Consider the following 13604-nt stretch of genomic DNA (forward strand, 5'->3'; position numbering starts at 1 on the left):
TCATCCATTTTTTTGTCTTTTATATGAAAGGATAATATATAAAACCAAACTACACAGTGTAAATGCAGGTCCAATCGAAACAAGCTGATTCCAAAGGAGAGCACCCCAGGAAGCGATCGTGTCACTGGTTGGAAATGATGAGACTGGAAGCGTCGAATCTGAAAGTGTGATATAGAGTGGTTTGAATAGAAGTAATGCGAATAATGCGGCATAAATACCGTGCAAAACTCGCGCGAAAAAAAACGGTTTAAAACGAATATCCGTTGCAGCGAGAATTCCGGCAACCTGTGCTTGCACTGAAAATCCACTGAATCCTAAAATAAAGCTGACAACAATTGTTTTTGCGACGAGTTCTGCTTCTTGTGTCCCTGTTATCTGACTTCCAAGTGTAATTTCAAACAAACCGGAGATGACAGCGAGATCTAAATTGGTTGGAAGGTGCAGTGCATCAAGCAAAATCCGAACACCAAACGAGAGAATATCTGTTAGGTGGACCACAGATAGAATACGACTGAAAACAGAAAACAACATGATGAAACCACCAATCATAAACAGCGTATGAACGGACGATATCACAGCATCGCCTAAAATTTGTCCGAGTGGTCGTGTTTCCACCATCCTAGCTTTATGAAGGGCGCGAAAGGCTTCCCGAATGGAGGGGAAAACAAAACCTCTCTTTTTTCTTAAATGCTCATCGTGATGTGCTTGATAGCCCCGCATGGTGATACCAACCGTTAAATTTCCTAAATAGTGAGCGCATGCAAGTACAATCCCTAGTGCTGCATTGTGGAAGAAACCAACAGCAACAGCTCCGAAAATAAACAAAGGGTTTGATGAATTTGTAAATGAGACAAGACGCTCTGCTTCAATTCGAGTGAGCTGTCCTTCTTGTCTAAGCCTTGTTGTGAGCTTGGCTCCAGACGGAAAACCAGACGCCATTCCCATTGCTAAAACAAACCCTCCGACGCCAGGCACTCTAAAAATGGGGCGCATAAATGGCTCTAACAGAACCCCTACAAATCTGACAATCCCAAAGCCAATTAATAACTCAGATAAGATAAAAAAAGGAAGCAGTGAAGGAAAAACAACCTCCCACCACATAGCAAGTCCATTTTTAGACGCTTGTAAAGAGGCTTGCGGATGTGTAATCACAGTAGCAGTCAAAAAGATAAAAAAGACAGCGATAAACAGTGTGTTCCATTTTTTCATGTGTGTTCGCCCCTTGCAAATGATCCGTTTCAGTGGAACTCGTGATAAAATAGCAGAAAAGCCTAGCTCTCTGCTTGTCTAATATTAATATACGAGGAGTAGGGGCATGTTTAGACCTACAGATTCGTATATATGCATAGAAAGAGGAGGGGGAACTTGATGAAACGACCCATCATTGGACTAGCGCTTGGCTCTGGTGGAGCAAGAGGGATGGCGCATATCGGCGTGCTGTCGAGTCTTGAAAAACAAGGGATCAAGGTAAATATGATTGCTGGAAGCAGTATTGGTGCACTCGTAGGAAGCTTTTATGCGGCAGGACAAGACGTACAAAAAATGAAAAAACTTGCACTCGTCTTCAGAAGAAAGTATTATGCTGACTATACACTGCCAAAAATCGGCCTTCTGAAAGGAAACCGAATTTTGCAGCTTATCCACACATTTACATATGGCAAAAAAATTGAGGAACTAAACATCCCACTCGCTATTGTGGCTTGTGATTTGCAAACAGGAGAGAAGGTCATTTTCAATAAAGGCTCTATATCACAAGCTGTAAGGGCAAGCATTAGCATTCCTGGTGTTTTTGTCCCGCATGAAATTGATGGCCGACAATTTGTTGATGGGGCGGTAGTCGATCGAATTCCTGTTTCTGTTTTGAAAGAGATGGGCGCAGATTTGATTATCGCATCTGATGTGTCCCGAGTGAAAAAAACGGAGAAGGCTACTCGACTTTCTGATGTGATTATGCAAAGTTTGGACATACTTCAAAATGAGTTAGTTCGCCACCAAACAATCGCTGCCGATATGATCATTCGCCCACAACTTGAAACATTTAGTTCGAGCGCGTTTACGCATATTCATGAGATGATTGAGGCGGGTGAGCAAGCGGCTGATCACATCAAGTTTCAACTGAAAGATGCAATTGATAAATGGGAGTGTTAATCGAATGAAAAAAATGAATATCCGCTGGATGAGCCTTTTTGTGGTCATTCTTGTCTTATTTGCCTTAACCTTTATTAAACTGCCTTACTACGTGACAAAACCAGGAGAGGCAACTGAAATAGCACCACATATCAAAGTAGATGGAGGATATAGTGAGAAAGGGAGCTTCTCACTTATGACGATCAAGGTCGGTCCTGCTAATCCATATACATATGTACTGGCAAAATTCAATAAATACGATGAAATTGTCTCTGAAGATAATATTAAGGCAGACGGTGAATCAGATGAGGATTATATGAAAAGACAGCTCCAGCTAATGAAAAGCTCTCAGGAAAATGCCATGATTGCTGCTTATACGAAAGCTGGCAAAAGGGTCGATTACACGTTTAATGGTGTGTATGCCAGTTATGTCATGAAAGGTATGCCAGCATATGGGGAAATTGAAGTTGGAGATCGGATCAAAAGCGTAGACGGTCAATCTTACGAATCAGCTGATAAGATGGTTGAATATATTGGTAGTCAAAAAGTAGGTAAAACTGTGACATTTGTGCTTGATCGAAATGGAAAAGAAAAAAGCGTAAAAGTAAAGCTCAAGCCCTTTAAAGATGAACCGAAGAGAATCGGTATTGGTGTCTCATTATTTACGGATCGAGATGTGAAAGTCTCGCCAAAAGTAAAGGTTGATATTGAAAATATCGGTGGACCTTCAGCGGGGCTTATGATGTCACTAGAAATTTATAATCAGCTTACAAAAGAGGATGAAACGCATGGCTATGCTATTGCTGGAACAGGTACCATTGATGCAGATGGAACCGTCGGACCAATTGGTGGTATCGATCAAAAAGTCGTCGCAGCTGATAAAGCGGGAAAAGACATCTTCTTTGCGCCTAATGACAAAGGTAATCAAAATTCCGACTATCGAAATGCAGTGAAAACAGCAAAAGACATCAACAGTAAAATGAAAATTGTTCCTGTTGATACAATGCAGGATGCACTTGATTATTTAAACAAATTAAAAGATAAAAAGTAGAAAAAGAGCTGCCACTTTTAATGGGCAGCTCTTTTAAGATACGTGCGGATTTATAGAAAGTGTGATTCCTTTTCATCATATCGAATGGGCGCGGTCTTAAATTCATTCTCGGTGAAAGCAGTCTGCATCGGTTCCATGAGGGGGAGGCTGTACACATATGTTGCTCTGATATCCAGGTCAAGTGCAGGATGTGAGAAGGAAGAAAGCTTACTGACGAGAGGAATCTCAAGCTGCTTTTTAATGCTTGAAAGGTAGCTTTGCCCTTTTTGCGTCATGCCAAGCAAGCGAATATATGGAGCTTGCTGACTTTTGAGAAGTTCATGCATCACGCTCTTCTTCGTTCTCATTAAAAGGTGGGTATTCATGCGTTGAAGCCTTGTCCATGTATATCTTTTTGTTTTGAGTAATGAAAGATATTCTTCAAATGATGTTGCATGTCTAATGGCTTTTTGCATACGATATTCGATCCCTTCTTCAATTTCGTAGATCTCTTGTAAATCGCTGGTATCCATCGTATGAAAACAATGTTTTAAATAGCTGAAATAGTGTTCTTGTGTATGTAAAAGCCCATACGACGATTGATAGGCGATTAATTGCTGAATAGATGCTGATGGAAGATAAGGGCTGACAGCTTCAAGAGATTTCTGCTCTCGTACTGCTTTTCGAATACTTGTAGCACTTGCAATCATTTGTTTGTCTGGTAGTGTGTTGTCATGATATTGTGAAGCAACTCTTTTTGAGGTGAAAGGTTTTATACGAGCCTGTTTATCAAGTATGGCTTTCACATAATGGAAGCCTAAGATGTTATTTGGTTTTGATAAATCAAGCAACTGATCAGGTTTAATCGCTTCACTAAAAGCGTGGGAAGCGGCGGTAGGATAACTGAGGCCATGTTTCATGTTTTCTTTTGTCAACTCATCAATGACTGATTTCTTTGCATGCCAAGCCTCTGCAGTTCTCTTAAAAGCGGTGATATCTCCGTCTTCACTTCCGAAAAAAAGTGCATCACATTTTAATTGATCCAAAATGGACACAGCTCCACGTGCGAATGTTTCTGCTTTTTGTACAGCAAACATATATGGAAGCTCACAAACAACGTCTACTCCATTTGCAAGTGCCATCTTGGTTCGGTCCCATTTTGAGACAATGGCAGGCTCACCACGCTGTAAAAAAGATCCGCTCATAACTGCGACTGCTATATCGGAGGATGTTTGTTTTTTTGCTTCGCTCACGTGATAGGCATGTCCATAATGAAACGGATTGTACTCGACAACTAAACCAACTGCCTTCATAATAGAAGTTCCGCCTTTCTTGCTATCGTTAAATAGTCTATGCTACATTAGCATAAGAGAAAAAAATGATGCTATTTTTTTCAGTGTAGGCATTGTGTGAACTGATGTCAAACAGCCCTTTGTTAATGCAGATGGCTGTAAAGAAAAAATATTGACAAATAACATGATGAAAGCTATAATCATGTTTGTTGCTCTTAGAGGTGATACGATTGAAATGGACAGTTTATCAGTTACATCAAAAGGCAAAAAGCAGCTTTGAATTTAATGAGACGGTTGATTTAAATGAACTGACTAGCCTCCATTCAGATATACGTCGCATTTCGCCTGTACAGGTGAAAGGGACATGTGTTATCGAATCAAAGCAAGTCGCGTTTGACTTAACCATCACAGGTGAAATGACGCTGCCTTGTTCAAGAACGCTCGTTGATGTCAATTATCCATTTGCGATTTCAACAAAAGAACTGTTTGTACTTCATAAGACAGACGATATAGAAGATGAAGACGTCCAGATTGTAGAAGACGATATCATTGACTTAACGCCTATTGTCAAAGAAGAAATTCTCCTTGAAGTGCCAATGCAAATCTTTTGCGACGCTATTGACGTAAAAGGCGCTGCACCACAAGAAGGTAATGACTGGGCGGTCATTTCGGAGGATGCACACCAAAACCGAATTGATCCACGTCTGGAAGGCTTGAAGAAGCTCTTAGAAGAAAATAATGAATCTTAACTCTTTAAGGAGGTGGGAATAATGGCTGTACCTTTTAGAAGAACTTCTAAAATGAAAAAAAGATTGCGTCGTACGCATTTTAAACTACAAGTACCTGGTATGGTAGCTTGCCCTGAATGCGGTGAAATGAAAATTTCTCATCGTGTCTGCAAATCTTGCGGAACTTACAAAGGCAAAGACGTAAAAAGCAACTAATTCATAAAAAAACGTAAGGGAAATCTCCCTTGCGTTTTTTTATTTGTCTATTTTCTTAGCTTTCTGTCCTGTAAATAGTCTATCTACTCTAGTAAGCGCATATGATGTGGTATTCAGATTCAGGAGGGGATGAATAATTGACCATTACAAGACAGGACGCTTGGACACAAGATGAAGATTTGCTTTTGGCAGAGGTCGTATTGAGGCACATTCGAGATGGAGGAACGCAATTATCAGCTTTTGAAGAAGTAGGAAAAGCACTTTCGAGAACTGCGGCAGCATGTGGATTTCGCTGGAATTCATATGTGAGAAAACAATATCAAGCGGGAATAGAACTCGCCAAAAAACAGCGAAAAGAATTAAGGAAAAAACTTGGCATCCATTCTTCAGGTTTACCTAGTACCGCTGTGACGATAGAGCAAGCAAAAGAAAAAGATTTAACACTTCGGGATGTCATTCAATTTTTAGAACAGCTAGAAAATGAGCCAACGGGACCGAGCTACTTACGCGAAGAATTGAAAGAGACACATAGCAAACTAAAAGCTTTAACTGAGGAAAATGAAAGTCTAAAGCGGCAACTGAAAATCACAGAAGAAGATTATCGGGCATTGATTGGTATCGTAGAGAGAGTGAAGCAGAATATAAGTTTGAAGGAATACGCAAAATAAGGAAACGCCCCTCAGAATCAATAAGAGGGGCGTTTTAGATAAAATGATTAAGCGGATTCACCTGTGTTTTCTTGCATATGAACAGGCTCCCAAATGAGTGGATTCTCTCCCCTGTCGCGTTCCATGTCATATTTAACTGTTTCAAAGCCCATCTTCTCCCAAAATCCTGCTGATTTCACACGGGGATTTGTACGGATCGGAAGACCAAATGACTTTGCGAATTCAACGAGTTTCTGACCATATCCTTTCTGCTGATGATCAGGAAGGACCTCGAGTTTCCATAGCTCTAAATAGTCATGGTCATGATCAAAATATGTTGTCTTAGAACCATTTACCTGGTACAGGCTCATTCGTGCAACGAGCTTATCGCCAAAATAGATTCCGTAAAATGGAGAGTTGCTGTCATTTTCAATCATATTACTTTCAAGTTCTTCAAGCATAGAAAGCTCTTGAATGCCATATTCTTTAAATTGTTTAAACTCCTCTAATGTTTTGTAGTTAATGAGAAGGCGTTTTACCTGTGTCATTATAAATCCCCCTTACACACGTCATTTCTTCTTGTGAGCGCCAATGAATGCGTTTACATTCCATCCACCTAAAAAGTTTTTACACTTATTATTATAGTTATTTAATTAAAAAAATTCAAATATATCGCATTTTCTCACCTTTATGCATCATTACACTAAACTGATAAAATATTTGATATGATACAGTAAATGCTGAAAAGGAAGTGCGGATCTGTGAAAATTGGAATTGTTGGTGGTGGGTCGGTTGGTTTATTGTGTGCTTGCTATTTATCAAAGCAACATGAAGTGACAGTTTTGACGAAAAGAAAAGAGCAAGCAGAAAAAATTAAAGCAAATGGAATTGAGCTGACAGCGAATGGAAAGGTATCTCGGTACCGAGTTCAGGCAATGGCGGCGATTAAAGGTAGATATGATTTGCTCATTGTGACTGTGAAATATTATCAGTTAAAAGAAGTCATGTCTGAGCTGACACAGTTAGCCCGGCAGCAAGTGTTGTTTTTACAAAATGGTATGGCACATGTGTTAGATTTGTTGCATTGGAAGTCACCCCATCAGCTTTTCGTTGGCGTTGTAGAACACGGAGGACTGCGGACAAAGGATGATGCTGTCGAACATACTGGATTTGGTACAATCAAATGGGGGTCGTTAAGAGAGCGAGCAAAAACTGATTTGCCATTATGGCTTCATGATATGTCAGAAGATTTCCAAATGACTTATTCACCAAATTGGCGTCAGCTTCTTGAAGAGAAACTGATTGTGAATGTTTGTATTAATCCACTAACAGCGATTCTGCATATAAAAAATGGGGAGCTGATCTCAAACCAATCCTATTACCATATGATGAGAACCGTTTTTGAAGAGGCTGCAATCGTATTAGAAGTCGCTCAAAAAGAGGTGATGTGGGATCATATCGTTTCAATATGTACCAAAACGGCTGACAACAAATCATCGATGCTTCAGGACATTCAAGCAAATCGTCAAACAGAACGATTCGCCATACTAGGCTACCTTTTAATACAAGCTAAAGAGCTAGGAATTGACACCCCACATCTATCCTTTTTAAATAGAAATTTGGAAGTATTGGAAAATAAGCAAACAAAATCTTTTGAGTGAGCTAATTTACATGCTATACTTTTTTCGGGTAACTAACTATTTATTGAAGAAAGGAAGTTCTATATATGCAATTAACTGAACTTTCCATCCAAAGTCAGAATTTATTCATACGTGATTATATAGAAGAGAAAAAAGAGATGTCTGCTTTTTTTGATTATGATATACATTCTGAGGACATATGGAAAAGAAGATATGATGATCTTATGACAAGAAGCTTCCCGCGTGAAGCTTTGGCGGACTATTTAAGAACATACCATGCCAAATTCGAATCAGAAGCAATGGAGAGAAGCATCGAGAAAATCCGTGATGAGCGGAGTGTCATGGTCATTGGTGGCCAGCAGGCAGGTCTTTTAACAGGCCCTCTTTACACAATACATAAAATCATTTCTATTATTCAGTTCGCAAAGGAAAAAGAGGCTGAACTTGGCATTCCAGTTATTCCGCTTTTTTGGGTGGCGGGCGAAGATCATGATTTAGACGAAATTAATTTTGTTTATACCTCTGGAGAAAAAGAACCTGTAAAACAAAAGCTTCGTTCATCTACTGTAAAAAAGAGTGCGGCAGCTAGAACCGAGTTGAACAAAGAGAAAACGGAATTGTGGCTAAAAGACGTTTTTTCTACCTATGAAGAATCCCAGTACACAAATGAATTGTATACGAAGCTTCTCCGATGTTTACGCAAATCAGATACATTTACAGATTTCTTTGAGTGGATTGTGTATGACCTTTTTGAAGAGGATGGTCTTGTGCTTTTCAATTCGGGTGATCTTCAGGTTAAACCACTTGAACGCCCCTTGTTCAAAGCAATCATTGAAAAGAGCGATGCGGTTACAAGTAGCCTGCAAGAAAAGCAGGATGAGATGAGAAATGCTGGGTACAAGCCAATTATCGAGGCTGGTTCAAATCAGGCGAATTTATTTTATGAATATGAAGATGAACGCTTTCTGATCGAGAAAACGGCTGAAGGCTTCAAGATTAGTGAAATAGGGCTGACATGGACGAAGGAAGAACTTTTAAACGAAGCAGAAAAACATCCAGAACGATTGAGCAACAATGTGGTGACTCGTCCACTCATGCAGGAATATTTATTACCTACTCTTGCATTTATGGCAGGACATGGGGAGGTCAACTACTGGGGAGAATTAAAAGGGCTTTTTGAGCTACTTCAATTGAAGATGGCCCCTGTCCTTCCGCGGCTGCACATTACTATCCTTGAACGACATATTGAAAAGAAACTTCCAGAACGACATGTTACGTTAAAAGAAGTACTGACAAAGGGCGTTGGAGAAAAGAAGGCTGCTCACTTTGATCGAAGTATTCCAGACAGCTTTATTCAATCAATTCAAACAGCAAAAGAGCAGCTGGAGCAAGTTCATCAAACCGTAAGACATGAAACGCTACTTATAGAGCCTAATTTTGAACAATTACTTCATAAAAATGCCCGCTTTATTGAAGAACAGCTCAACTTTGTTTATCAAAAAGTGGAAAAACGAGTAGAAGAAAAGGAAGGCTATATTTTGCGGGACTACGAGCGGATCGAAAATAGCCTTAAACCACTTCAGGCACCGCAAGAAAGAATTTGGAATATCATGTATTTTTTAAATAAATATGGTCCAGAATTCTTCAAAACATTCAAAGATATGCCATATTCATTTCAAAATCAGCAGCAAATTGTCAAAATTTGAAATAAAGTTTTCGCCTACCCTGACTAGTTCAGGGTTTTTTTTTGTTTGAAAACAGTGTAGAATAAGTTCTGTGGAGAGAAGTGGTGGATAGTGGGGAGTTAGGGAAAGAAAGTGGGGCTCTGATATCATGTTCATGGGTGAATACCAACATACGATTGATACAAAAGGGCGCATGATTGTCCCTGCTAAATTCAGAGACGACCTCGGAGAGCAATTTGTTCTAACAAGAGGGCTGGACCACTGTTTATTTGGCTATCCCATGAGCGAGTGGAAGCTGATCGAAGAGAAGCTTAAAGCACTCCCACTAACAAAAAAGGATGCACGTGCGTTTACCCGCTTTTTCTTTTCAGGCGCAGTAGAATGTGAACTGGACAAGCAGGGGCGTATTAACATCGCATCAAATCTTCTCCAATATGCAAAACTTGAAAAAGAATGTGTGGTCATCGGCGTTTCAAATCGAATTGAGTTGTGGAGTAAGTCGATCTGGGAACAATATACAGAAGAGCAAGAAGATTCTTTTGCTGAAATTGCTGAAAACATGATCGGATTTGATATATAATAATCCCTTGTGCAGCAAGCTTTCTACACATTCATTTCTATTTGAAAAGGTGGGACCATAACATCATGTTTCAACATGAAACAGTATTATTAAAAGAAACAGTTGACGGTCTAAACGTCAAAAAAGACGGTACATATGTAGACTGCACCCTTGGTGGAGCAGGTCATAGCTCATATTTACTATCTCAATTATCAGAAGAAGGTACATTAATTGGATTTGATCAAGACGACGCTGCCCTGAATCATGCTCAAAAGAAACTCGCAGACTCAAAAGCGAGCGTTCTTTTTATAAAAAGCAACTTCCGATATTTAAAAGAACGTCTGAATGAACAAGGTATTACAAGTGTCGATGGTGTGCTCTTTGATCTTGGGGTATCATCCCCGCAGCTAGACACACCAGAAAGAGGCTTTAGTTATCACCATGATGCACCTCTTGATATGCGGATGGATCAATCAGCCAATTTGACAGCTAAACAAGTTGTGAATGATTGGCGGTTTGAAGATCTGGTTCGGATTTTCTTCAAATATGGGGAAGAAAAATTCAGCAAGCAAATTGCGCGAAAAATTGAAGAGGCAAGAAGTAAAGCACCAATCGAAACAACGGGTCAGCTCGTAGATATTATTAAAGAGGGGATTCCTGCACCGGCAAGACGGACAGGCGGACACCCTGCAAAACGAGTATTTCAAGCGATCCGAATTGCAGTAAATGACGAATTGAAAGTATTTGAAGAAGCATTGCAGCAAGCAATTGAGTTACTGAAGCCGAACGGGAGAATTTCAGTCATTACATTCCACTCACTTGAAGACCGGATATGTAAAAGCACTTTTAAAGAGATGTCCTCCCTTCCAGATCTTCCGCACGGGCTACCTGTGATTCCAGAAGGACTTGAACCGAAACTGAAGCTCATTACGAGAAAACCAATCGTTGCGTCAGATCAAGAGCTAGAACATAACAATCGTGCACGTTCAGCGAAGCTCCGAATTGCAGAAAAAAAGTAAATGACACCATAGAAGATTATGAAAAGGAGGTTTCTTAATGAGTAATTTGGCTTATCAAAGAGAGGCAAAGCAAAATCAAACAGAGCAGCAAGGACAATCGGTTGTTATCAGAAGAAGAGCTTCTATTACACTCGGCGAGAAAGTACTACTTGTCATGTTTGTAATGGCTCTTATGAGTAGCTCAATTCTCATCATCTCAAAAGCATTTGCTGTCTACAGTGTCAATATTGAAGTACAAAAACTAGAGCAGCAGGTGTCATCAGAATCAAAAAAAATGACTGAGCTTCAAAAAGAGAAAGATAAGCTAAGTGAGCCAGAAAGAATTATAAAAACAGCAAAACAGGCAGACTTAAATATATCGAAAAACGTTAAGAAGGTCGATTGATATGGGAATGCCCAAAAAGAATAAAATGATGAACAGAGGCGCGGCAATTGCGAGTATTTGCTTCGCCCTGTTTTTCTTTGTCATCCTTGTTAGATTTATTTACATTCAAATTACGGGGACAGTCGATGGTCAAGTATTAGCGGCAAAAGCAAATGAGCAATATCAATCGAAAAAAACACTTGAAGCCAAAAGAGGCTCGATATTAGACAGAAATGGTGCTGTCATCGCAGAGGATACATCTGTTTATAAACTGATTGCGGTTGTAAATAAAAAGATGACGGCAAACCCAAAGAAGCCGATGCATGTAGTAGACAAAGAGAAAACAGCGAAAGCCTTAGCGAAATATATCGATATGAGTGAAAGCGAAATTTTAAAACGCCTGAATACAAAAGGGGCGTTTCAGGTTGAGTTTGGCACAGCAGGAAAAGATATTAGTTTTTCTAAAAAAGAAGACATTGAAAAACAAAAATTGCCAGGGATTGCTTTTGAAAAGGACACGAAACGCTACTATCCAAATGGTGTATTTGCATCAAATTTAATTGGCTATGCAAGACTCGATGAGGCAACAAAAGAAATGTCAGGGGCCATGGGTCTTGAAAAAGCACTAAACAAATTCTTGAAAGAAAAAGATGGGTACGTCACCTATAATAGTGATAGAAGTGGATGGGCATTGCCGAATAGTCAGGAAGAAATTGTAGCGCCAAAAGATGGAGAAGATGTTACGCTCACCATCGACCAAAAAATACAAGCCTTCTTAGAAGAGAGCATGTCACAGGTTGCTAAAAAGTATAAACCGAAAAAAATCATTGCAACGGTTGTTGACCCAAAGACGGGAAAAGTGCTGGCAATGGGACAAAGACCAAGCTTTAACCTAAATGAATTAAATATCTCAAACTATAATAACGATGTCATTTCTTATGCGTTTGAGCCAGGGTCAACGATGAAAATCTTTACGCTTGCAGCTGCAATTGAAGAGGGCGTATACAACGGCTCGGATCATTATCAATCAGGCACATATAAGGTTGGTGGCGGAACAGTCAAGGACCATAACGGTGGAAATGGCTGGGGGAAAATAGATTTCCACGAAGGTGTATTACGCTCCTCTAACGTTGCGTTTGCCAAATTGGCAAAGGAAAAACTTGGTTTTGCTCGATATGAACAATACTTGCAGAAGTTTCATTTCTACGACAAAACCGGAATAGATATTCCAAATGAGGCGTCAAGTAAAATTAACTATCGCTACGAATATGACAAAGCATCCACGGCATATGGACAAGCATCAGCAATTACGCCAATTCAGCAAATTGAAGCAGCAACAGCCATTGCTAATGGCGGAACGATGATGAAGCCATATGTTATCGATCATATTACAGATCCAAATACAAACAAAACAGTACTTCAGCACGAACCAACAGTGGCAGGTAAGCCGATTAAAGCTGAGACTGCAAAAAAAGTAAGAGACATTTTGGGGGAAGTTGTATCCTCTGAAATTGGAACAGGACAACCGTATCAAATAAAAGGCTTTGATGTTGCAGGGAAAACAGGAACTGGGCAAATCGGAGGTGCAGGTGGTTATCTTCAAGGAAGAAATGACTATGTCTTCTCATTTATGGGCATGGCACCAAAAGATGATCCGAAGCTACTCATTTATGTGGCAGTTCAGCAGCCTCAATTGTCAGAAACAGAAACGGGTTCAGCACCTGTTTCACAAATCTTTAATCCTGTCATGAAAAATAGTTTGCTGTATTTAAACATTGCACCAACAAAAACGGATGATAAAAAATCAGATGAGCAAAAAATCAAAGAAGAAGCAATGCCTTCCTTCCTTGATTTAGAGAAAGAACAAGCGGAAAAGGAAGCAAAGAACAAAAACCTCACACCTATTGTCATCGGTGATGGTTTATCCATTAAAAATCAGTGGCCACAAGCAGGTTCAGCATTTTCTGAAAGTCAAAAGGTCTTTCTAAAGACAGTCGGTAAAACGATCAAGATGCCAGATATGAACGGCTGGTCCAGAAGAGAAGTCCTGCAATATGCTTCAATCGCTGGCGTCCACATTGAAACGAATGGACAAGGATATGCTGTCAAACAAAGCGTTAAAAAAGGTGCAAATATAAAAGGCGATCAAGTCATCACTGTGACCTTTAAGAATCCACAATAAAAAAGATCAGCAGATTTGCTCTGCTGATCTTTTTTCATTTTTCTTGCATAAGGCTACGTTCTATGAAATGTAAAACATGCATATGATGGAAACAAGCCAAATGTAAGGAGTGAAC

Annotated in this window: 14 protein-coding genes; 11 read left to right on the plus strand and 3 right to left on the minus strand. The window is 39.7% G+C overall.

All coding sequences use genetic code 11. The annotated features are described in order from the left end of the window. Positions 1-1209, minus strand: a complete 1209-nt coding sequence (ylbJ, locus tag ACQKEZ_RS13180) for a sporulation integral membrane protein YlbJ (RefSeq protein WP_427301432.1) — start codon at positions 1207-1209, stop codon at positions 1-3. 159 nt (positions 1210-1368) lie between these two features. Between ylbJ and ACQKEZ_RS13185 the strand changes: the two genes are divergently transcribed. Both ACQKEZ_RS13185 and ACQKEZ_RS13190 read left to right on the plus strand, forming a co-directional pair. Continuing rightward, positions 1369-2148, plus strand: coding sequence for a patatin-like phospholipase family protein (locus tag ACQKEZ_RS13185; RefSeq protein WP_427301434.1), 780 nt, complete (start codon positions 1369-1371; stop codon positions 2146-2148). Between the two features lie 4 nt (positions 2149-2152). Further along, on the plus strand, positions 2153-3178 hold the full coding sequence (locus tag ACQKEZ_RS13190) for a SepM family pheromone-processing serine protease (RefSeq protein ID WP_427301436.1): 1026 nt from the start codon (positions 2153-2155) through the stop codon (positions 3176-3178). Between the two features lie 50 nt (positions 3179-3228). Here the strand turns inward: ACQKEZ_RS13190 and ACQKEZ_RS13195 are convergent, their stop codons facing one another. Further along, entirely contained in the window at positions 3229-4470 is a 1242-nt protein-coding gene (locus ACQKEZ_RS13195; RefSeq protein WP_427301438.1) for a nucleotidyltransferase, read from the minus strand. 209 nt (positions 4471-4679) lie between these two features. Here ACQKEZ_RS13195 and ACQKEZ_RS13200 point away from each other — a divergent pair, with 209 nt between their 5' ends. From ACQKEZ_RS13200 to gerR, 3 genes are all read left to right on the plus strand, one after another. Next, a complete protein-coding gene (locus ACQKEZ_RS13200; RefSeq protein WP_427301440.1) occupies positions 4680-5198 on the plus strand; it encodes a YceD family protein in 519 nt (172 codons plus the stop codon). Positions 5199-5219: 21 nt separating this feature from the next. After that, positions 5220-5393 (plus strand): 50S ribosomal protein L32, encoded by a 174-nt coding sequence (gene rpmF, locus ACQKEZ_RS13205; protein WP_008354700.1) that lies wholly within the window; start codon positions 5220-5222, stop codon positions 5391-5393. 137 nt (positions 5394-5530) lie between these two features. Beyond that, positions 5531-6061, plus strand: coding sequence for a sporulation-specific transcriptional regulator GerR (gene gerR / locus ACQKEZ_RS13210; RefSeq protein ID WP_427301442.1), 531 nt, complete (start codon positions 5531-5533; stop codon positions 6059-6061). 47 nt (positions 6062-6108) lie between these two features. On the opposite strand, the gene ACQKEZ_RS13215 is transcribed toward gerR, so the two are convergent. Next, positions 6109-6588 (minus strand): N-acetyltransferase, encoded by a 480-nt coding sequence (locus tag ACQKEZ_RS13215; RefSeq protein WP_427301443.1) that lies wholly within the window; start codon positions 6586-6588, stop codon positions 6109-6111. A 213-nt stretch (positions 6589-6801) separates the two neighbouring features. On the opposite strand from ACQKEZ_RS13215, the gene ACQKEZ_RS13220 reads away from it, so the two are divergent. From ACQKEZ_RS13220 to ACQKEZ_RS13245, 6 genes are all read left to right on the plus strand, one after another. Beyond that, complete coding sequence (locus ACQKEZ_RS13220) at positions 6802-7701, plus strand: 2-dehydropantoate 2-reductase (RefSeq protein WP_427301445.1); 900 nt, start codon at positions 6802-6804, stop codon at positions 7699-7701. A 65-nt stretch (positions 7702-7766) separates the two neighbouring features. Beyond that, positions 7767-9386: a bacillithiol biosynthesis cysteine-adding enzyme BshC gene (bshC, locus tag ACQKEZ_RS13225; protein WP_427301447.1), complete on the plus strand. Its 1620-nt coding sequence runs from the start codon at positions 7767-7769 to the stop codon at positions 9384-9386. A 127-nt stretch (positions 9387-9513) separates the two neighbouring features. After that, complete coding sequence (gene mraZ, locus ACQKEZ_RS13230) at positions 9514-9945, plus strand: division/cell wall cluster transcriptional repressor MraZ (protein ID WP_427301449.1); 432 nt, start codon at positions 9514-9516, stop codon at positions 9943-9945. A gap of 65 nt (positions 9946-10010) precedes the next feature. Next, complete coding sequence (gene rsmH, locus ACQKEZ_RS13235) at positions 10011-10943, plus strand: 16S rRNA (cytosine(1402)-N(4))-methyltransferase RsmH (protein WP_427301451.1); 933 nt, start codon at positions 10011-10013, stop codon at positions 10941-10943. 37 nt (positions 10944-10980) lie between these two features. Continuing rightward, positions 10981-11328, plus strand: coding sequence for a cell division protein FtsL (gene ftsL / locus ACQKEZ_RS13240; protein WP_427301453.1), 348 nt, complete (start codon positions 10981-10983; stop codon positions 11326-11328). A gap of 7 nt (positions 11329-11335) precedes the next feature. Further along, positions 11336-13489 (plus strand): penicillin-binding protein, encoded by a 2154-nt coding sequence (locus ACQKEZ_RS13245; protein ID WP_427301958.1) that lies wholly within the window; start codon positions 11336-11338, stop codon positions 13487-13489. Positions 13490-13604 lie beyond the last annotated feature (115 nt).

It is taken from the genome of Bacillus sp. NPDC077027 (assembly GCF_050269555.1).
GTDB lineage: Bacteria > Bacillota > Bacilli > Bacillales > Bacillaceae > Bacillus.